Source organism: Bradyrhizobium sp. NBAIM18 (assembly GCF_020193825.1).
GTDB lineage: Bacteria > Pseudomonadota > Alphaproteobacteria > Rhizobiales > Xanthobacteraceae > Bradyrhizobium > Bradyrhizobium yuanmingense.
In genome coordinates this window covers 56,080-75,011 of the sequence record NZ_JADYVO010000020.1, presented here as the reverse complement: position 1 = coordinate 75,011, position 18,932 = coordinate 56,080, and the positions used below count along the sequence as shown (strand labels likewise).

20 protein-coding genes are annotated in these 18,932 nt (G+C 63.9%); 10 read left to right on the top strand and 10 right to left on the bottom strand.

From position 1 onward, the window contains the following. Positions 1–103: 103 nt before the first annotated feature. Both I6F17_RS30550 and I6F17_RS30545 read right to left on the bottom strand, forming a co-directional pair. Positions 104–916: an alpha/beta hydrolase gene (locus I6F17_RS30550; RefSeq protein ID WP_225128342.1), complete on the bottom strand. Its 813-nt coding sequence runs from the start codon at positions 914–916 to the stop codon at positions 104–106. Positions 917–1,043: 127 nt separating this feature from the next. Continuing rightward, positions 1,044–2,585 (bottom strand): benzoate-CoA ligase family protein, encoded by a 1,542-nt coding sequence (locus I6F17_RS30545; RefSeq protein ID WP_225128340.1) that lies wholly within the window; start codon positions 2,583–2,585, stop codon positions 1,044–1,046. Between the two features lie 121 nt (positions 2,586–2,706). Between I6F17_RS30545 and I6F17_RS30540 the strand changes: the two genes are divergently transcribed. From I6F17_RS30540 to I6F17_RS30525, 4 genes are all read left to right on the top strand, one after another. Continuing rightward, a complete protein-coding gene (locus I6F17_RS30540) occupies positions 2,707–3,615 on the top strand; it encodes a helix-turn-helix transcriptional regulator (protein WP_225128337.1) in 909 nt (302 codons plus the stop codon). 255 nt (positions 3,616–3,870) lie between these two features. Then, positions 3,871–4,266 (top strand): group II truncated hemoglobin, encoded by a 396-nt coding sequence (locus tag I6F17_RS30535; RefSeq protein ID WP_225128419.1) that lies wholly within the window; start codon positions 3,871–3,873, stop codon positions 4,264–4,266. A 151-nt stretch (positions 4,267–4,417) separates the two neighbouring features. Continuing rightward, positions 4,418–5,245 (top strand): helix-turn-helix domain-containing protein, encoded by an 828-nt coding sequence (locus tag I6F17_RS30530; protein ID WP_225128418.1) that lies wholly within the window; start codon positions 4,418–4,420, stop codon positions 5,243–5,245. Positions 5,246–5,364: 119 nt separating this feature from the next. Then, positions 5,365–5,799, top strand: coding sequence for a VOC family protein (locus tag I6F17_RS30525; RefSeq protein ID WP_036042786.1), 435 nt, complete (start codon positions 5,365–5,367; stop codon positions 5,797–5,799). 86 nt (positions 5,800–5,885) lie between these two features. Here the strand turns inward: I6F17_RS30525 and I6F17_RS30520 are convergent, their stop codons facing one another. The 8 genes from I6F17_RS30520 to I6F17_RS30480 form a co-directional block, all read right to left on the bottom strand. Continuing rightward, positions 5,886–6,218, bottom strand: coding sequence for a PRC-barrel domain-containing protein (locus I6F17_RS30520; RefSeq protein ID WP_036001758.1), 333 nt, complete (start codon positions 6,216–6,218; stop codon positions 5,886–5,888). A 1,069-nt stretch (positions 6,219–7,287) separates the two neighbouring features. Continuing rightward, positions 7,288–8,001 (bottom strand): ABC transporter ATP-binding protein, encoded by a 714-nt coding sequence (locus tag I6F17_RS30510; RefSeq protein WP_225128335.1) that lies wholly within the window; start codon positions 7,999–8,001, stop codon positions 7,288–7,290. Continuing rightward, positions 7,994–8,761 carry an ABC transporter ATP-binding protein gene (locus I6F17_RS30505; RefSeq protein WP_225128334.1) on the bottom strand — a complete coding sequence of 256 codons (768 nt, stop codon included), beginning with the start codon at positions 8,759–8,761 and terminating at the stop codon, positions 7,994–7,996. Before I6F17_RS30505 ends, I6F17_RS30510 begins: the two co-directional genes overlap by 8 nt. Next, on the bottom strand, positions 8,754–9,698 hold the full coding sequence (locus tag I6F17_RS30500) for a branched-chain amino acid ABC transporter permease (protein WP_225128332.1): 945 nt from the start codon (positions 9,696–9,698) through the stop codon (positions 8,754–8,756). The genes I6F17_RS30505 and I6F17_RS30500 overlap by 8 nt, the downstream gene beginning before the upstream one ends. Continuing rightward, positions 9,695–10,612 (bottom strand): branched-chain amino acid ABC transporter permease, encoded by a 918-nt coding sequence (locus I6F17_RS30495; protein WP_036042790.1) that lies wholly within the window; start codon positions 10,610–10,612, stop codon positions 9,695–9,697. The genes I6F17_RS30500 and I6F17_RS30495 overlap by 4 nt, the downstream gene beginning before the upstream one ends. A gap of 405 nt (positions 10,613–11,017) precedes the next feature. Then, positions 11,018–11,236 (bottom strand): hypothetical protein, encoded by a 219-nt coding sequence (locus I6F17_RS30490; protein WP_036042791.1) that lies wholly within the window; start codon positions 11,234–11,236, stop codon positions 11,018–11,020. 1 nt (position 11,237) lies between these two features. Then, positions 11,238–11,897: an acyl-homoserine-lactone synthase gene (locus I6F17_RS30485; RefSeq protein WP_225128328.1), complete on the bottom strand. Its 660-nt coding sequence runs from the start codon at positions 11,895–11,897 to the stop codon at positions 11,238–11,240. Positions 11,898–11,980: 83 nt separating this feature from the next. Then, on the bottom strand, positions 11,981–12,709 hold the full coding sequence (locus tag I6F17_RS30480) for a LuxR family transcriptional regulator (protein WP_225128326.1): 729 nt from the start codon (positions 12,707–12,709) through the stop codon (positions 11,981–11,983). A 166-nt stretch (positions 12,710–12,875) separates the two neighbouring features. Between I6F17_RS30480 and I6F17_RS30475 the strand changes: the two genes are divergently transcribed. From I6F17_RS30475 to I6F17_RS30450, 6 genes are all read left to right on the top strand, one after another. Beyond that, the gene (locus I6F17_RS30475; protein ID WP_225128324.1) at positions 12,876–13,052 is read left to right on the top strand and encodes a hypothetical protein; all 177 of its coding nucleotides are present in this window, start codon (positions 12,876–12,878) and stop codon (positions 13,050–13,052) included. A gap of 386 nt (positions 13,053–13,438) precedes the next feature. Further along, complete coding sequence (gene kaiC, locus I6F17_RS30470; RefSeq protein WP_225128322.1) at positions 13,439–15,136, top strand: circadian clock protein KaiC; 1,698 nt, start codon at positions 13,439–13,441, stop codon at positions 15,134–15,136. Between the two features lie 3 nt (positions 15,137–15,139). Then, a complete protein-coding gene (locus tag I6F17_RS30465; RefSeq protein WP_225128320.1) occupies positions 15,140–15,427 on the top strand; it encodes a circadian clock KaiB family protein in 288 nt (95 codons plus the stop codon). Between the two features lie 5 nt (positions 15,428–15,432). Next, positions 15,433–16,911 (top strand): HWE histidine kinase domain-containing protein, encoded by a 1,479-nt coding sequence (locus tag I6F17_RS30460; protein WP_225128309.1) that lies wholly within the window; start codon positions 15,433–15,435, stop codon positions 16,909–16,911. A 70-nt stretch (positions 16,912–16,981) separates the two neighbouring features. Beyond that, the gene (locus tag I6F17_RS30455; protein ID WP_225128307.1) at positions 16,982–17,920 is read left to right on the top strand and encodes a LysR family transcriptional regulator; all 939 of its coding nucleotides are present in this window, start codon (positions 16,982–16,984) and stop codon (positions 17,918–17,920) included. 132 nt (positions 17,921–18,052) lie between these two features. After that, on the top strand, positions 18,053–18,928 hold the full coding sequence (locus I6F17_RS30450) for a shikimate dehydrogenase (RefSeq protein WP_225128305.1): 876 nt from the start codon (positions 18,053–18,055) through the stop codon (positions 18,926–18,928). The last annotated feature ends 4 nt before the right edge of the window (positions 18,929–18,932 follow it).

Here is an 18,932-nt window from a genome sequence, read left to right as displayed (position 1 = left end):
TTATGCATTTGGAGCGTTAGATGCACAATAGTGCATCTTACTGGGTTAGTCTAGCCCGAATCGCGACCTCATATGCACTTTGCTTCATCTAGGCGCATCGGTTTCATGCAGCCTGAAGCCCCGGATCGTCCCGCAAGGCGGCTTTTGCGAACTGCATGATGGCATCGAGGGTCGGCCCCGCGGCCTCGCGATGCGGGGAATGCGCCGCGCCGGCAATGAGTTTCAGGTCGACCGGGCAGTAACATTCCTCCTGCGCGATCTCGGCCTGGCGCAGGGTCCCATATTGATCATCTGCGCCTTGCACGATCATCACGGGCACGCGGATGTAGGCGAGGTATTCGGAGATATCCCAATCGCGGAATTTTGGATCGAGCCAGGCGCCGTTCCAGCCATGGAAGGCGTTGTCGACGTCCTTGTGCCAGCGCGCGAGCTTTGACCTGAGGTCCGTGGTCTCGAACGTCGTCTTGATCGCAGCGATCGATTTGATCGAGATGTCCTCGACGATGAAATGCGGCGCGATCAGCACGAGCCCATTGAGGCGATGATCCTGATGCGCCCCGGCATAGATGGCGGCGATCGAGGCACCGTCGGAATGGCCGAGCAGGAGGCCGCGCTTGAAGCCGATCATGTCGAGCAGCTGCGGCAGCACGTCCAGCGCCTCGCGATGCATGTAGTCGAGCGGCCGCGGCAGCGCGACCGGGCTGGATTGGCCGTAGCCGGCACGTGAATAGGCGAAGATGCCGGCGCCCGTGGCCTGCTGCAGCTTCTCCGGGAAATCGCCCCAGAGGCCGACCGAGCCGAGGCCCTCATGCAGCATCACGATGGTGGGCGCGTCGGGGACTGGCGGCGCGAGCCATCCGTATTCGAGGCTGGCACCGCCGATGTCGAGGAAGCCGGTGGGGGTGAGGTTGGTCATTTCTGCACTCTTCTCTCTCGATCGTCATGCCCGGGCTTGACCCGGGCATCCACGTCTTACGGCAATCGCGGTGACACGTGGATGGCCGGGTCAAGCCCGGCCATGACGAACCATCGTGCCTGGTCGATCAATGCGCGCCTTCCCGCAGCTTGAACCTTTGGATCTTTCCGGTCGCGGTCTTCGGCAGCGAATCCACCACATCGATCCAGCGCGGATATTTCCAGGGGCCGATCTTCTGCTTGACGTGCTCCTTGAGCATCTCCTGCAAGTCCGTCGTCTTTGCGCCCGGGCGCAGCACGACGAAGGCTTTCGGCTTTAGGAGTCCTTCCGGATCGGCCTCCGGCACGACGGCAGCTTCCAGCACCGCCGGATGCGTGATCAGCGCGCTCTCCACTTCGAACGGCGAGACCCAGATGCCGGAGACCTTGAACATGTCGTCGGCGCGGCCGCAGAAGGTGTAGCGGCCATCGGCGTCACGAATGTATTTGTCGCCGGTGCGGGTCCACGGCCCCTCGAAGGTGCGGCGGCTCTTGTGACGCTGGTTCCAGTAGCCCTCGCCGGCGGAGGGCGCATCGACCAGGAGCTCGCCGACCTCGCCGTCGGCGACGTCCTGGCCCGCTTCGTTGACGAGCCGCACCGCATAGCCCGGCACCGGCTTGCCGGACGAGCCGTATTTGATGTCGCCGGGCGCGTTCGACATGAAAATGTGCAACAGCTCGGTCGAGCCGACGCCGTCGAGAATGTCGACACCGAACCGTGCCTTCCAGCTGTGGCCGACGGATTCCGGCAGCGCCTCGCCGGCGGAGGTGCAGATGCGCAAAGCCTTGCCGCCGCGCTCGTTCTTCATGGTCTCGTCGTTGAGCATCGCCGCGAACAAGGTCGGCACGCCATAGAAGATCGAGGGATTGTAGCGGTTCATCAGGTCGAACATGCGCGCCGGCGTCGGCCGCTCGCTGTTGAGGATCACGCTGGCGCCGACCGACATCGGGAAGGTCAGCGCATTGCCGAGGCCATAGGCGAAGAACAGTTTCGCCGCGGACAGACACACATCGCTCTCACGGATGCCGAGCACCTGCTTGGCATAGGTGTCGGCGGTCGCCTGCAAATTGGAATGCAAATGACGCACGCCCTTCGGCATGCCCGTCGACCCCGACGAATAGAGCCAGAACGCCGGCTCGTCCGGATGCGTCACGGCGGTGGTGAACTGATCGTTCTCGCCAGCGAGCTCTTCGGCAAGCTGCTTGTGGCCGTTCTGCTTGACGCCGGAGACCACGACGTGCTCGAGATCCGGCATGCGGCCGACGACGTCCTTGATGACGGGATAGAGCGCTTCGGACACGAACAGCACGCGCGCGCGGCAGTCGGCGAGGATGTAGGCGTATTGGTCCGCAGTCAGCAGCGTGTTGAGAGGCACCGGCACGATGCCAGCACGGATCGCGCCCAGGAACACGATCGGGAAATCGATCGTATCCAGCATGATCATCGCCACGCGCTCCTCGCGGCGGACCCCTAACCGGCGCAGCATGTTGGCGGCGCGCCGGGTCTGTTGCTGGAGCTCGCCATAGGTGAGCCGCGAGACGGTGTCGTCGAAGGCGAGCTTGCTGCCCCTGCCCTCCTCGACATTACGGTCGAGCAGCCAGGTCACCGCGTTATAGGATCCCTCGCTCACGGACATCTCCCCGGAATTTAGAATTATAATTCATAGAAAGACACCACGGCGGCTTGCTGTCAATGCCAGCAGGCACTATGTTTCATTAAAACGCGCCGCAGGACCCCTGTAAAGAAGACTCATGACCGAAAGTCCCGACGCCGAAGCCCGCTTCCTCGAACAACTCGGCCAGCGTGTGCGCACCATGCGCGCGCTGCGCGGCATGTCGCGCAAAGTACTCGCCAAGGTGTCGGGAATTTCGGAGCGCTACATCGCGCAGCTCGAGAGCGGCAAGGGCAATGTCTCGATCGTGCTGCTGCGCCGCGTCTCCGATGCGATGGGCGCGCATCTCGAAGATTTGCTCCCCTCGCCCGATCCGACGCCGGACTGGCAGATGTTTCGCGACCTCCTGCGCAAGGCGACGCCCGCGCAGATTGCGCAGGCAAAGGATCTGCTCGCCGGCGGCAGCGCCTCCGCGCCGCGGCGCGCGCCATTCTGCGGCATCGCGCTGATCGGCCTGCGCGGCGCCGGCAAGTCCACACTTGGGCGTATGCTGGCGAAGAAGATCGGCTGGAGTTTCGTCGAGCTGAACAAGGAGGTCGAGCAGCAGAATGGGCTCTCGGTCGCCGAGATCATCGCGCTGTACGGCCAGGAAGGCTTTCGCCGCATGGAGCAGGCGGCGCTGCAACAGCTGCTCGCGCGCAACGAGCTGATGGTGCTGGCCACCGGCGGCGGCATCGTCTCCGAGCCTTTGACCTTCGACCAGGTCCTGAGCTCGTTCTACACGATCTGGCTGAAGGCCGAGCCCGAGGAGCACATGGCGCGCGTGCGTCGCCAGGGCGATCTACGCCCGATGGCGGATGATCGCTCGGCGATGACGGAGCTGCGCAACATCCTGCTCAGCCGCGAGCCGCTATATTCACGCGCAACCGCGGTGGTGGATACCGCGGGGCTGTCGGTCGACGCCGCCGCCGTGCGCCTGATCGATGCGGTGCGGCCGGTGCTGCAGAACGAAGCCCGCAGCTTCGGCCTGCGCAGCGTGGCGCTGTAGGTGCTTGGACCTCGCTAAAGCGACACACTCGGCTGTCGTCCCGGACAAGCGTAAGCGCAGATCCGGGACCCATACCCCCAGGGAGAAGTTGTTGCGCAAGCTGGCAACCACGAGTCTTCGCAAAACAACTCCCTGTGGTTATGGGTCCCGGATCTGCGCGCGCTTAGGGCGCGCTTGTCCGGGACGACAGCGAGGGCTTTGCGCGACCTCCGGCAACACTATATCGACGCCGAACAGCAAGCCTTGGAATCAATGATGACGTCCACCGACATCACCACCTCCATGTTCGAGCGGATCGGCGGCCGTGCCACGATCGACGCCCTGGTCGACCGCTTCTACGACCGCATGGACACGCTGCCGGAGGCGAAGATCATCCGGGCCATGCATGCGGACGACCTTGGCCTGATCAGGGACGTGCTGAAGCGCTATCTCACCGAATGGACCGGCGGCCCGCGCCTCTATACGCCCGAGAAGGGTCATCCGCGGCTGCGCCAGCGCCATTTCGGCTTCGCCATTGGGGACGCCGAGCGCGACGCCTGGATGCTCTGCATGCGCGGCGCGCTGGAGGAGACGATCACCGACGCCGCCGCGCGCCAGGATCTCGACAAGGCGATAGCGGGCCTGGCCGACTGGATGCGCAACCGGCCGTGACGGGGCGGCAGCGCTTCGGCGCAATTCGACGGCGTGCCACGCACCGGGTCATTTGAGTTCCGCTGCGATCGCCTGCTAAGCTCCAGGCATGACCGACATGCTCCGCAACACCATACGCATGGAGCGCGAAGCGACGGAGCGTTAGCGCGTGATGGACGCACCTCCCGATGTCATCCGTCGACCGCCCTCGCCGCGTCTTGCGCGGCTGATCTCCAGCATTTCCTTCTACCGCGAGCGCGGGATCGGCTTGGCCGCCTTCCGCCACGCCGCGCCGCTTGCACTGCCTCTGCTGGTGAATTTGGGGACGCCCTTCCGCATTGCGCTCGGACACCGACCGGACACCGCCGATGCGCGGCCGAGTTTCGCAGCGGGTCTGTTTCCCGGGCCGGTCGTGATCGAATCCGACGGGCGCGCCGAATGCGTTCAGGTCGATTTCACGCCGCTTGGGGCGTATCGCTTCTTCGGAGGCGCCGTGCCCGATCTGACCGCGCGGATCGTCGGCCTCGACGACATTCTGGGACGGCACGGCAGGGAGCTCCGCGCCAGGGTGGCCGAGGCGGCCGGCTGGCAGCGACGATTCGAGATCGTCGAAGACTTCGTGCTTCGCCGCGCCATACACGAGCCCTCGCCTGAGGTCGCTTTCGCGCTGGACACGCTCTGGCGAGGCGCGGGCGCGGTCAGGATCGCCGACATTGCCTCCGACATCGGCTGGAGCCGCAAGCATCTCACGCGCCGCTTCCACCACGAGATCGGCGTTCCCCCAAAGGTGCTGGCGCAGATGCTGCGCTTTCATCGTGCTTGCGTCCTGGCCCGGACGGATGGCGCAGGCGGCTGGGCGGCCATTGCCGCGGACGCCGGCTATGCCGACCAGGCACATCTTGCTCGCGATTTCCGGATGTTCAGCGGAGAGACGCCGACCGGATGGGCCGCGCGGCTCGATGTCGTCGATTCACGCCTGATGCGGGACGGCGGGGGCTAGCGCCAAAACAGCGGCAAGACGGCGCGAGGCACGGTCAGGTCCCATTTGTTCAAGCCGGCCGCCATGATCCGAACTAGGGTCGGCTTCGCAACAAGCTTGCACCGAACCTGGAGAGTGTCATGAACCAGCCGAACGGCTACGAAGCGCCGCGCCTCTACCACACCATGCGCTGCAAGGATGCCGAGGCGATGATCGCCTGGCTGAAGAACGTTCTCGGCTTCACCGAACGGGTGGTGTACCGCAAGGAGGGCACGGTCGTTCACGCCGAGCTGGCGTTCGGATCGTCAATCCTCATGCTGGGCGCGCATCGCGACGACGCCTACGGCAAATTGGTTGGCGACATCGGCGGCCGGCGGACGGATGCCGTCTATCTGGCCGTGGAGGATCCCGACGCCCTCTTTCAAAAGGTGAAAGCCGCCGGGGCGCAGATCGAGATGGAGCCCTACACGACCGATTATGGCAGCCGCGATTTCGCCGCACGCGATCCGGAGGGCGGGCTCTGGAGCTTCGGCACCTATTGGCCCAAGGTCGGCGAGCAGCCGCTCGCCGGATAGCGGGGGCTCGCGTCTGAGAACGCTCGGCCACCGCTCGAGCCAGCCGCATTCGCGCCGAGCATGCGAGCTGGCCGGCCGTTTCCCCGCTAGACCGACCAGTAATGCGGATGCGGGTACGGCCGCGAGCGGTCGCCCCAGTCGAACGCGTCGCCATCGAACTCGCACGGGCCGCTGCTGAGTTCGTCCAGCGTCTGCTCGGTCTGGAACGCCTGCCGTGCTGGATCGTATTTCAGCGCGCTCCACTGCAGCGGATAATGGTGACGCGTACCGAGCAGCCCGCCGGTCTTGATCACGGCATAGGCGACCGTTCCGCTCATCTTGTCGAGCATCAACCGCTCGATCGTGCCGAGCTTCGTGCCGTCGCGTCCGTAGACGGCGACGTGCTCCACGCGATCACTGGGAACCATGGTGTGGTTCATGGTGTCCTCCCTGTTCTCGTCTGTTCACGATATTATAGCACCGGTTTCGCGGCGGCGGGAGCAGCTACAACTGCTGTAAGCGGCCCGCACCGACCACCAGAGCGTCACTTCAGCCGAATCGTGTCGATGCGACGGCACTGGACGCAATGATAAACGTGCTCCGCAGGCAGCGTGACTATTCCAGGTAGTGTCGCCAGGAACTTCATTGGCCGCCTGCATTTTGAGCAGATGAGGATCGGCGGATCGTCTTGGCGATCGGAACTCATACAATAACCGGGGCTGAAGGCCGCCCGCACGTTACTGCCGCGCTGCGCGCGCTTCATCCCGGGAGAACTACCGGCCTTGATCGGAATCCGATCGGCCCCGTTCGGCGCGCTGCTTCACGCCCGCGTGAGGCGACTTCTTCCGGACTGCTGCGACGACATCGCGCCGCCCCCGGACGAAGTCATTTTCCTCACCCGGCGAAAAACGCCGGAAAGGCAGGCGGTCTAGAATTCTCTGCATTGATCAACAACGGAGTTCGGTCATGTGGGGTCAACTTTTCAGCCTGATCTATCGCCTGTCCTGCCGGACCACCCTGATGGAGATCGGCGCGCACCGCCTCGCGCGTTAGGTCCATGAAGCCCAGGGGAATTGGGTAAGATCGATTGACCAGATGACGGGGATTGCCATGCGCAAGCTAATCCTGATCGCCGCGATGTCGCTGCTCGCAAGCCAGGCCCATGCCGGAGGCTCGCGGAGCCTTAGTCTGGCGGCCAGCAATGCAAGCCAGCAGGCGGAACAGCCGGCCACTGCGACGCCAATTCCAGCGCAGACGCCTCAAGCCCCGCCAACAACGAATGGGCCGACGGCGACCGCACCAGCTGCATCGACGGCGCCTGCCTCGGCAATTCCGGCCGCCACAACGTCGGCCCGGTCCGCAACGGCGTCGAGGGCCGAAACCGCCAAGCCGAAGCGCCGGCAGCCGTCCACCGAGGCGCGCGTGATCCGCGAGCTACATCGGCATGGGATCTATTGGTGAGAGATCGCGTCTATCTCTTCCCGCATTGCGCTGCGGTTGGAGCGGAGCTCAAATTCCCAGATATTTGTGCTGCAGGTCCGGCGCGGCCATCAGCTCGTCGGAGGTGCCGCTCCACACCGTCTTGCCGCGCTCGATGATGTAATGGCGATCGCAGATGCGGGCGAGATGGTCGACGTTCTTGTCAACGACCAGGATCGACTGTCCGCGGCTCTTGAGCAGCGACAGGCAGCTCCAGATCTCCTCGCGGATCAGCGGGGCGAGGCCCTCAGTCGCTTCGTCCAGGATCAGCAGCTTCGGATTGGTCATCAGCGCGCGGCCGATCGCGAGCATCTGCTGCTCGCCGCCGGAGAGCTGGTTGCCCATGTTGGACGCGCGTTCGGCGAGGCGAGGAAACATCACGTAGATTGCGGCCAGCGTCCAGGGATTATCGCTGTTGAAGCGATCCGCCGCGGCCGCGACCAGGTTTTCGCGCACGGTGAGGTTCGGGAAGATCTGGCGTCCCTCGGGCACGAGACCAACGCCGAGTTTGGCAATTCGGTAGGACGGGAGCTGCCGCACCTCCGCGCCCGCGAAGCGAATGGTGCCTGCACGCGCCGGCGTCAGGCCCATGATGGAGCGGATGGTCGTGGTCTTGCCCATGCCGTTGCGGCCCATCAGCGAGACCATCTCGCCGGGCTTGATCGACAGCGACAGGCCGAACAGCACCTGGGACAGGCCGTAGCAGGTCTCGATGCCGTCGACCTCGAGCAGCGTGTCAGCCATGATGCGTCACCACATGCTGATCGCCGAGATAGGCGCGCTTGACGTCCTCGTTGGCGCGGATCGCGGCCGGATCGCCGGAGGCGATGACGCGGCCATAGACCAGCACGGTGATGCGGTCGGCGAGCGCAAACACCGCCTGCATGTCGTGCTCGACCAGCACGATCGACACTTCCTTCCGCAGCTCCTGGAGCAGCTTCACCATGCGCTGGGATTCGGTGACGCCGAGGCCGGCCATCGGCTCGTCCAGCAGCAGCAATTTCGGCTTGCTCGCGAGCGCGACCGCGAGCTCGAGCTCGCGCCGCTCGCCATGACTGAGCCTGGAGACCACGACGTCGGCGCGATGGCCGAGGCCGACGCGATCGAGCACGGCGTGGGCGGCATCGCGCAGACCCTTCTCTTTCCGCGCATTGGCGAAGAAGCGGAACGAGGTGCCGGCATGCGCCTGCGCCGCCAGCGCGACATTGTCCGCGGCGGTGAAGTCGAGCAGCAGCGAGGTGATCTGGAACGAACGCGCCAGGCCCAACGCGCAGCGGCGATAGGCCGGCAGATAGGTGATGTCGCGCCCGGCCAGCGAGACGCTGCCGGAATGCGGTTCGAGATGCCCGGTGAGCTGGCTAATCAGCGTGGTCTTGCCGGCGCCGTTCGGGCCGATGATGGCGTGCAGCTCGCCGGATGCGACGTCGAGCGAGACGTGGTCGGTGGCGATGATGCCGCCGAAGCGGCGCACCAGTTTTTCGACGCGGAGCAAGGGTTCAGCCACGGCCAGCCCTCCCGAGTGCGCCCATGATGCCGCCGCGGCCGAACAGGACGATGAGCAGCAGCAGCGGGCCCAGGATCAGCGCCCAATATTCGGTGATCTGCGACAGCAGTTCTTCCAGTAGCAGGAACACCACCGCACCCATGACCGGGCCGAACAGCGTGCCCATGCCGCCCAGGATCACCATCACCATGAGATCGCCGGAACGGGTCCAGTACATCACGGCCGGGCTGACGAAATCGGTGTTGTTGGCGAGCAGCGCGCCGGCAAGGCCGCACATCGTGCCTGATATGACGAAGCAGACCAGTTGGTAGCGCTTGGCCGGGAAGCCGATGGCCTGCATGCGCTGCTCGTTGGAACGCAGGCCCTGCACGACAAGACCGAAGCGCGAGTTGACGATGCGCCATATCAGGAGCATGACGCCGAACAGGCAGGCGAGGCAGAGATAGTAGAACTGCGTGCGGTTGCCGAGATCGATCAGGCCCGAGAAGTCGCTGCGCTTGTAGATCGTGAGGCCGTCATCGCCGCCGTAGCGGGCCAGCCCCGAGGCGACGTAATAGGCCATCTGGGCGAAGGCCAGCGTGATCATGATGAAGTAGACGCCACGGGTGCGCAGCGACAGCGCGCCGATCACCAGCGCATAGATCGCCGAAGCCGCGACCGCGACCGGAAACTGGATGAAGCCGGATCCAACGCCTTCCTGCGCCAGCATGCCGACGGCATAGCCGCCGATGCCGAGATAGGCGGCATGGCCAAAGCTCATCAGGCCCGCAAATCCCATGATGAGGTTGAGGCTCGCCGCCGCCAGCGCCAGGATGATGATGCGGGTGAACAGCGTCAGGATGAAGATGTTGCCGGTCAGCTGCGAATAGAGCGGCAGCAGCACGAGGCCCGCCAGCATCAGGGCCGTGACGGCCTTGCTCACGCTCAAACCCTTCATCGACGATTGGCCGGAAACAGCCCCTCCGGCCGCACCACCAGCACGATCGCCATGAGCAGATAGATCAGCATGGACGAGAGTGCGGGCGCAGCGGTGGAGGCGGCGGCGCCGCTCAGCACCTGGCGGAGCAGGTTCGGAAGGAAGGCGCGGCCGAGCGTGTCGATCATGCCGACGAAGATCGCGGCGAGGAAGGCGCCGCGGATCGAGCCGATGCCGCCGATCACGATGATGACGAAAGCGAGGATCAGGATGTTCTCGCCCATGCCGATCTGCACGGTCAGGATCGGCGCCTGCATCAGCCCGGCAAGGCCGGCGAGCGCCGCGCCCAGGCCGAACACCAGGGTGTAGAGCAGCTTGATGTTGATGCCGAGCGCGCCGATCATCTCGCGGTTGGAGGCGCCGGCGCGGATCAGCATGCCGATGCGGGTGCGCATTACGCCGAGATAGAGCAACAGCGCGACCAGCAGCGCCACGACGATGATGGCGAGGCGATAGGCGGGATAATGAATGCCGGGCAGGATCGGCACCGGCACGGTCAGCCAGGCCGGCAGCGGCAGCGCCAGGCCCGCCGGGCCCCAGATCAGCCGCACGGCTTCATTAAAGAACAGGATCAGGCCGAAGGTCGCGAGCACATGGTCGAGATGGTCGCGGCCATAGAGATGCCGCAAGGCCGTCACCTCCAGCACGATGCCGAGCACGAGCGTGGCGCCGAGCGCCATCAGCGCGCCGAGCAGGAAGCTGCCGGTCCAGGCCGCGAAGGTCGCGGCGAAATAGGCGCCCATCATGTAGAGCGAGCCGTGCGCGAGGTTGACGAGATCCATGATCCCGAACACCAGCGTCAGGCCGGCGGCGAGCAGGAACAGCAGCAGACCGAACTGCAACCCATTCAAGAATTGTTCGACGACGAGCAGCATCAGGGCTCTTTCAGGCGCATACAGGCGCGCGCCGATGTTCGAACACTGTCGCCATCAGTGAAAGAGCTCCCCCTGCCTGTTCAAGGCCGAAAAATGGGTAATGGCAGTATCGTTCCGAGGCAAGAGCGATTCGACATCAAACATGCACTTTGTTGCATCTCGGCACGTGCGGATTGCGCGTAGCAGCACGATCTGGAAAACATTTTAGGCTTAAAACAATTCGGGGCAATAGAGTATTTTAGGCATCCGCGCTTCTTCATGCAGCAAAGGGGCGCCGATGTGCGTCTCGCAATGCGAAAAGGCCGTCGCGCGGCATGAGGCGACCTGCCGCACCCCCATGGCGGCACCCTCTCTCCGGCTGGCGGTGAGAGGGTGCGATCGTCCTGGACGAGAGCAGCGTTGCGCCTAGTGCGACGTCATCTGCTGGGAAAAGTCATCAGGTTCGGCGAGCACGCTGTTTGCGGTCGATGCCTCCAGGGCCGCCATCCGAAACAGATAGGCAAGCGTCGTCAGCCCGGTGTCCTCCGCCATTTGCGCCAGCTCGAGCGCCATGTCGGACATGTAGCCGAGATTCTCGTCTTGCATTTGCGCCATGATCTGGCTGTCCCGCATTATGTTCGACATCTCAGGCGCTCTTTCGTTGCGCGGCAACATGACCGCAGAGGTTGGCACGGGCGACGGCATCCAGATGCGGGCCGTCCTGGCGCACGACCGAAGTCATGCCGATCCGACGATGCAGGGCATCGAGCGTCTCCCGGCGAATGTCGATGGTCGCCGCCATGGTCCATGCGTTCTCGACCAGCGCTGGCAGGCCGAGCGGAGTTACGACGAAGCCGGCTTCATGGAAGCGCGGCAACCACCAGGTCTCCATGATCGCGCTGACCTGCGCGATTCCCTGACCGAGACAGAACTCCTGCACCGCAGCCATCAGTTCCAGGTTGAGCGCGCCGTCGCGGCGATCGCGCACGACGAAGTAGCGCGACCATTCCCACACCAGCGGATCGGCGGGCCAGCCGCGAACCGAGGCCAGATGCGGAAACACCTCACTCATCATCGAGGGCTTGGTGGTCGGATAGAGCCGATGACCGCCCACGACGCGGCGGCCTTCCAGCGCCAGCAGATAGACGGTGTCCTCGTCGTCGTAGGAATCGATCTCACGGCCATCCGGCCTGCGCAGTGTCTCCCAGCGCCGCTCCTCGACGAAGATGTCGTGACGCAGCCGGAAATGCTGCTCGATTACGTCTTCATAAAGGTGGCGATTTACCGCGGAAACTGCGTGAATCATGAAACCCCCCATTCATCCTCAATGGAGGGAGATTCTGCGAAAAGACGCAGCTTCGGTATTGGGAAATTTCCCAGTAAGGCGGCTTAAGGATTGATGATCTTGTTCCGAATCGCCAGCGCAACCGCATGCGTACGGTTGACCGCGCCGAGCTTGCGCGCAGCAGTTGCAAGATGCTCTTCGGCGGTGCGCTGGGTGATGTGCAGGATCTCGCCGATTTCCCAGGCCGACTTCCCCTGCGAAGCCCAGGCGATCACCTCGCGCTCGCGCGGAGTGAGGCGCGTCGACGAATGGGGGATCGGCTCGAGCAGACGGCGAATGTGGTCGAAGCCATACATCGCCATCAGGTGCAGCGCCGGCTTGCTGCGCGCATTGAGGTCGAGATGGACGCCGCCGAGCGAGACGGCTGCCTCGTAGCCGGTGAGCCCGTGGATCGGCACGATGAAGCCGCGCGACATGCGGAACTCGCTGGCGCGGTTCATCACCTCGGCTGCATTCGGCTCGAGCTCCGCATCATAGGGCGCTTCCGACCACTCGAACGGATTGACCGACTGCCGGCACAACCGCACCACGGGATCGAAGCGATCGTAGTTCTTCTCGGTGTAGAGGCTGAACCATCCCGCAGGCCAGCGCTTGGCGAGCACCATCTGCGCAAACTGCTGATCGGGATTGGGCAGCCCCGTCACGATGATGGTTTCGAAGCCGAAGCGGCCGAACGCGGCTTCGAGTGCATTCATGGCCTCTGGCACCTTGCGGTAGGTCTGCAGGCCTTCGATGAAGTCGAGCGCCTCCCGGCCATAGTCTACGGCGGACATCGTACGTTTCCTGACCCTCGCCGCTTCCGTATAGCACGTATTCGCAGACTGCCTCAATTCGCCGTGGCCGTAGTTTCCCGGTGCTCAACCGATCTGAAGATTTAACTACTTGTGGCAGAATTGACGCCACGATACACCTGAAAGCGTCCGAAGCGGGAAACCAACGATGGAAGACGAGGACATCGCCCTCAACAGCGTGCTCGGCCTGGAATTGAACCGCGTGTTTTTTTCCGTCCGCGAGACGGCGAACAAGCAGAAGATCATCGAGTTTGCGCGCGAGGTGCTGCAGAGCGAGCGCACCGAGCTGGCCGAGAGCGTGTCGCCGGAAGGGCCGGCGAGCTGAGTTGTGTCGTGTGATGTTGAGTGCCGTCACGCGCGAACCTGCGCATGCCTGTCGATACAGGCGCATCGAGTCGATTGAAGAAGCTCGGCAGCTATTTTACCTTTCGGGCTCACACCCGCCCGACGAAGAGGACGCGGACGTGGCCGTCCCAACCAGACGCGGCAAGGCCGTATGTTCACTAATGAACGAACAAAGCTGAACCTGCTATTTGCAATCTAGCGTCGGCTGAGATGATTGGCTCGCGCGCACGCTATTGATGCGGGGGGAGCCTGGCCAACGGCGATCAACCGCATTTGTTCCGTAGCAGGGGCGACAAATTTGCAGAAGTCCCCCTCTATGCGGGCTGCCATTCTTTGCTTAGAAAATGCCCGGAACCAGGACAGGGCATGACTGAAGGCATCACGAAATCCGCAACTGGCATCGACGGCTTTGACGATCTGACACTTGGCGGCCTTCCCACGGGACGGCCAACGCTTGTCTGCGGCTCGGCCGGCTGCGGCAAGACATTGTTCGCTTCGACCTTCCTCTTCAACGGCGCGAGGCTGTACGACGAGCCCGGGGTCTTCGTGACCTTCGAGGAGCGTCCGGTCGACATTGTCGCGAATGTGGATTCGCTCGGCTTCGATCTCCAGGGGTTGATCGACCAGTCGAAGATCCATATCGAGCATATCGAGATCGACCCATCCGAAGTCGCCGAGATCGGTGACTATGATCTCGAGGCGCTCTTCCTGCGGCTCGAATTTGCGGTCGACCAGATCGGCGCCAAGCGCATTGTGCTCGACACGATCGAGAGCCTGTTCTCCGCGTTCTCCAATCCGGCGATCCTGCGTGCCGAAATCCGCCGCCTGTTCGACTGGCTCAAGCAGAAGGGCCTGACGGCGGTCATCACCGGTGAGCGTGGCGATGGCAGCCTGACGCGGCAAGGTCTCGAAGAATACGTCTCTGATTGCGTCATCCTGCTCGATCACCGCGTCGACAATCAGATCTCGACGCGGCGCCTGCGCATCGTCAAATATCGCGGCACAGCGCACGGCACCAACGAATATCCGTTCCTGATCGACGAGGACGGCTTCTCGGTGCTGCCGGTCTCCTCGCTCGGTCTCGGCCACAAGGTCTTCGACGAGCGCATCTCGACCGGCGTACCAGACCTCGACGCCATGCTAACCGGCGGCGGCTTCTACCGCGGCAGCAGCATCCTGCTCACCGGCGTCGCCGGCTCCGGCAAAAGCTCGCTCGCCTGCATGATGGCGGACGCCGCCTGCACATGCGGCGAGCGCGCGCTCTACCTGTCCTTCGAGGAGTCCGAGGCGCAGACCGTTCGCAACATGAAGTCGATCGGGACTGATCTCGCCAAATGGCTGAAGAACGGTCAGATGCGGTACATCGCAGCGCGCCCGACTTTCTATTCGCTGGAGATGCATCTTGCGATCATGTTGCGTGAGATCAGCAAATTCAAACCGCAACTCGTCGTGCTCGATCCAATCTCGGCTTTTACCGGGTCGGCCGACATCAGCGAAGTTCAGGCGATGCTCTTGCGCATCGTCGACTACCTCAAATCCAATGGCATCACGGCCGTCTTTACCCACCTTGCCAGTGTCCAGCAGGCTGAAACCGACGCGGGCCTGTCGTCACTGATGGACGGATGGATCCTCCTGCTGAACCGTGAAGCGAACGGTGAGTTCAACCGGGAACTCTACTTGCTGAAAGCGCGCGGCATCGCCCATTCCAACCAGGTTCGCGAATTCGTCATGTCAAGTGACGGCATCCATTTGCTCGATCCATATCTGGGCGAAGGCGGTGCCCTGACGGGCTCGGCGCGACGGAACGAGGAGGCGCGAGCACGGCGGGCGGAGATCGCCAGACAGACCGAGGTCGCGCGCCTGCAGGATCAGGTGACGCAGCGGCGGCGGCGCGCCCTCGCGCAGATCGAAGCGCTCAAGGCCGACATTGACGCCGACGAGGCCGAACTCAACCGCCTCGTTAAGGCCGAGAAACATCATCTTCAGCAGAGCCGGGATGACGCCGCCGCGATGGCGCGGGGACGCGGAGTCGACCTCCCTTCCGGCAAGACAAATCAGGACTGAGCCATGTCCCATGCACACAACGAGCCCGTAAAGCTCGTCCTTTACGTCGCCGGCGAGACGCCGAAATCGCTCGCCGCTATCCGCAATCTCGAAAAGATTTGCTCCGAGCATTTGGCCGGCAAGTACAAGGTCGAAGTCGTCGATCTCAAGAAGCAGCCGCAGCTGGCACGGGAGCACGGCATCGTCGCCATCCCCACGCTGGTGAAAGAGCTTCCAGTCCCTATCCGCAAGATCATCGGGGATCTTTCCGACACTCAGAAGGTTCTCGTTCATCTGTCGGTTGAGGGATAATCACGTTGGCATCGCTCGTATCCGCGTTGACCCGGGACGAACTCGAAGCTCGGCTCTATGAGGCCGAGGAGACGCTCCGGGCGATTCGCGAAGGCGAGATCGATGCCGTCGTCATCAAGGGCGGAGCAACCGAGCAAGTCTTCACGCTTGAGGGCGACGGACATTCCTATCGCACCTTCATGGAGGCGATGGATATCGGTGCCGCGGCCTTCGATGCAGAGGGCCAGTTGCTCTACGCCAATCAGGCATTGCACAAGCTGCTCGACCTGCCGTCGGGCGCTTTGTCGGGCCAGGCCCTGATCGCCATTCTCGATGCCGTCAATCAAACCACGTTCCGTCGCCTGCTGACACAGGCGATGAAGGATCGCCAATCCTCTGAAATCCACGTTCGAGTGGGCGACAGCGAGCGCAGCTTTCTTCTCACGGGAGCCCCGATCGATTTTGGCATCGTAAGGGGCGTGGCGGTCACCTTCACAGACATCAGCGAGCGCGAGCAGATCGCGGCCGCGAAGGAATCGGAGCGATTGGCGCGGTCCGTGCTCGCCTCCGCCAACGAGGCCGTCATCGTCTGCGACCGCTCTGGCACCGTCACTCACATCAATGCGGCTGCGGAACGAATCTGCGCGGAGGCTCCGATCGGAAAGCCGTTCGGAGAGGCGATCGAGCTGACCTTCGCCGATGCTGCCGAACTGATGTCAGGCGCGGACATCGTCACGATGGCCGCCAGTGGCACTCCGGTGCAGGGGCTCGAAGCCGCCGTCAAGACCTCGGCCGTCGATGTCACGGACGTCATGATCAGCGCAGCGCCGCTCGTCGTATCAGGCGAGCGAACACAGGGCTGTGTGGTCACGCTGATCAACTTGTCGCAGCGCAAGGCCGCCGAGCGCCGCCAAGCCCTCCTGATGGGCGAACTCGACCATCGCGTCAAGAATACGCTGGCGATGGTGCTGGCGATCTCTGCTCGCACCGCATCGCACGAACGTACGATCGAGGACTTTCAAAAATCCTTCTCCGGCCGCATCCAGGCGCTCGCCGCGACCCACACGCTGCTGTCCAATGCGTCTTGGGAGAACCTCCAGATCAAGGACGTGCTTCGCGTCGAGCTTGCACCCTATGCAACGCTCTCCAGTGGGCGCATCACGATGGAGGGATTGGACGTCTCCATCGATTCCAAGACGGCCGTCTCGCTCGGGCTGGTGTTCCACGAACTGACCACCAACGCGGTGAAATACGGCGCGCTTTCGACCCGATCCGGCAAGCTGTCGGTGCGGCGGATCGGCCTGCTCGACGATGGCGCCCTGCAGATCGAGTGGGAGGAGCGCGATGGGCCTCTGGTTACGCCGCCGACGGCATCGGGCTTTGGGCAGACCTTGATCTCGCGCAGTCTTGGCAGCGGTCCCAACGGCGGCACCAAGCTCGAGTACCGTCCGACCGGCGTGGTTTGCCAAATCGTGATTCCGAAATACGGCCACTTCGCCGCATGAATCTTGCCGCTGGATGACGGCGCCCCTTCCGTGACATGATCCCGAGAGAACATTCGGGACAGCCAAGGCCATGATGACGCTGCGCCAGGTCGAAGTGATCCGTGCCGTGATGGTGACGGGCACCATCGGCGGTGCGGCGAAGCTGCTCAACGTCTCGGCGCCCGGGATCAGCCGTCTCGTCAAATACACCGAGCGGTCGCTCGGCATCCGCTTCTTCCAGCGCCAGAACGGGCGCTACTTCCCGACGCCGGAGGCCGAGAACATCTTCGAGCAGATCAACGGCGTCTACAAGAAGGTCGACGACCTCTCCGAGATCATCTCCAAGATCGGCCGCGGCGGCCTCTCGGAGCTGCGCATCGGCTCGGTGCCGAGCATCTCGCAGGTGATGGTGCCGCGTGCGATCGAGCGCGTCCGCCGCCGCTATCCCGATCTCGGCATCGACATCAACATCCTCAAGCTCGAGGAGGCCATCGACTACCTGATGCTCGGCCGCGGCGAGTGCGTGGCGATGAGCTATCGGCTCGAGCATTCCGGGCTCGACTTCATGCCGCTCGCTTTGGGTGAGCTCTATTGCATCGTGCCGCCCGGCCACGAGCTCTCCGGCCGCAAGCAGGTCTCCGCCGCCGAGATCACGCGCTATCCGCTGATCGGCATCGATCCCAACGATCCTTACGGCCGGATCATGGCCGGGATCTTCGCGCGCCACCGGCTCGACTACAACATCACCATCCGCGCGCGCTTCGGCACCACGGTCTGCGCGCTGGTGAAGGCGGGGCTCGGCATCGCCATCATCGACCAGTTCACGGTCGCCCATGGCGGCTATCCCGGGATCGAGCTCTTGAAGATCGCCGAGCCGACGCGGTTCGACACCTACATCGCAGTCAAGCGCGGCACGCCGTTGTCGCTGCATGCGGAGTACTTCATCGAATCTCTGCGCACCGAGATGCGCGCGGTCGAGCCGTCCCGCGGCAGTGGCAAGACCGCCCCTGCCCGCGGGCGGAAGAAATAACATGATGTTAGGTTTGCCAGATAAAAGGGTAATTGTGTTAGGCGGGGGAAAGGCTATCGTCGCAGCTGGAGTTGCACGGATTTCCCCGCTAATGGCCGGGGCCGGACGCTCCCTTTGAGACGATAGCGAACCATGTCGAAACGCGGATACGCCGCCAGCAAGAAGCTCCTCACCGGCCTGATCGGCGCCCCGATCGCGCATTCCGCCTCGCCCGCCATGCATGAGCGCGCCGCCGAAGCGCTCGGCCTGCGCGGCCATTACCAGCTTATCGAAGTCGCCGGGGCCGATGCGGCCGGGCTGCGCTTGATGCTTGAGGGCGTCCGGCGGCTCGGCTTTGCCGGCGTCAATGTCACCTACCCCTACAAGGAAGCGGTGGTGCCGCTGCTCGACGCGCTGGCGCCGGGCGCAGCCAGCATGGGCGCGGTCAACACCGTCGTCGTCAGGGATGGCCGGCTGACCGGCCACAACACCGACACCACGGGTTTCGCGCGCGCGGTGACGCCATTGCTAGCGCCCTCCGGCAACGCCATCGCCCTGATCGGCGCCGGCGGCGTCGGCAAGGCCATCGCGTTTGCGCTGACGAGCCAAGAGATGGCTGACATCCGCATTTTCGACAGCGAGCCGGCGCGCGCCGAGAAACTGGCCGCCATGCTCGCCCCGCGCGGCGCCCGCGTTGCCGCCAGCGTCGAGGATGCGCTCGAGGGCGCGACCGGTCTCGTCAACGGCACGCCGGTCGGCATGCTGCCGAACCGTGACACGCCGGTGCCGGCGGGACTGCTCAGGGCGGACCTATGGGTCGCCGACGCCGTCTATTCGCCGCTGATCACGCCGCTGCTGGCCGCAGCGCGAGAGAAAGGCGCGAAGATCATGACCGGCCGCGACCTCGCGATCTACCAGGCCGCCGACGCCTTCGAACTGTTCACAGGCCTTGCCCCATCCACCGAGATCATGGGAGAGGCTTTCGACGCCGTGATGGCAGCGCGCAGCGCCGCCTATCAGGCAGCTTGAGGCG

Coding starts and splice junctions, on each gene's coding strand:
- I6F17_RS30465 (WP_225128320.1), top strand. CDS start 15,140: ATGTCCCATGCACACAACGAGCCCGTAAAGCTCGTCCTTTACGTCGCC.
- I6F17_RS30450 (WP_225128305.1), top strand. CDS start 18,053: ATGTCGAAACGCGGATACGCCGCCAGCAAGAAGCTCCTCACCGGCCTG.
- I6F17_RS30495 (WP_036042790.1), bottom strand. CDS start 10,612: ATGCTGCTCGTCGTCGAACAATTCTTGAATGGGTTGCAGTTCGGTCTG.
- I6F17_RS30490 (WP_036042791.1), bottom strand. CDS start 11,236: ATGTCGAACATAATGCGGGACAGCCAGATCATGGCGCAAATGCAAGAC.
- I6F17_RS30475 (WP_225128324.1), top strand. CDS start 12,876: ATGGAAGACGAGGACATCGCCCTCAACAGCGTGCTCGGCCTGGAATTG.
- I6F17_RS30530 (WP_225128418.1), top strand. CDS start 4,418: ATGGACGCACCTCCCGATGTCATCCGTCGACCGCCCTCGCCGCGTCTT.
- I6F17_RS30550 (WP_225128342.1), bottom strand. CDS start 916: ATGACCAACCTCACCCCCACCGGCTTCCTCGACATCGGCGGTGCCAGC.
- I6F17_RS30535 (WP_225128419.1), top strand. CDS start 3,871: ATGACGTCCACCGACATCACCACCTCCATGTTCGAGCGGATCGGCGGC.
- I6F17_RS30455 (WP_225128307.1), top strand. CDS start 16,982: ATGATGACGCTGCGCCAGGTCGAAGTGATCCGTGCCGTGATGGTGACG.
- I6F17_RS30525 (WP_036042786.1), top strand. CDS start 5,365: ATGAACCAGCCGAACGGCTACGAAGCGCCGCGCCTCTACCACACCATG.
- I6F17_RS30485 (WP_225128328.1), bottom strand. CDS start 11,897: ATGATTCACGCAGTTTCCGCGGTAAATCGCCACCTTTATGAAGACGTA.
- I6F17_RS30540 (WP_225128337.1), top strand. CDS start 2,707: ATGACCGAAAGTCCCGACGCCGAAGCCCGCTTCCTCGAACAACTCGGC.
- I6F17_RS30500 (WP_225128332.1), bottom strand. CDS start 9,698: ATGAAGGGTTTGAGCGTGAGCAAGGCCGTCACGGCCCTGATGCTGGCG.
- kaiC (WP_225128322.1), top strand. CDS start 13,439: ATGACTGAAGGCATCACGAAATCCGCAACTGGCATCGACGGCTTTGAC.
- I6F17_RS30480 (WP_225128326.1), bottom strand. CDS start 12,709: ATGTCCGCCGTAGACTATGGCCGGGAGGCGCTCGACTTCATCGAAGGC.
- I6F17_RS30520 (WP_036001758.1), bottom strand. CDS start 6,218: ATGAACCACACCATGGTTCCCAGTGATCGCGTGGAGCACGTCGCCGTC.
- I6F17_RS30510 (WP_225128335.1), bottom strand. CDS start 8,001: ATGGCTGACACGCTGCTCGAGGTCGACGGCATCGAGACCTGCTACGGC.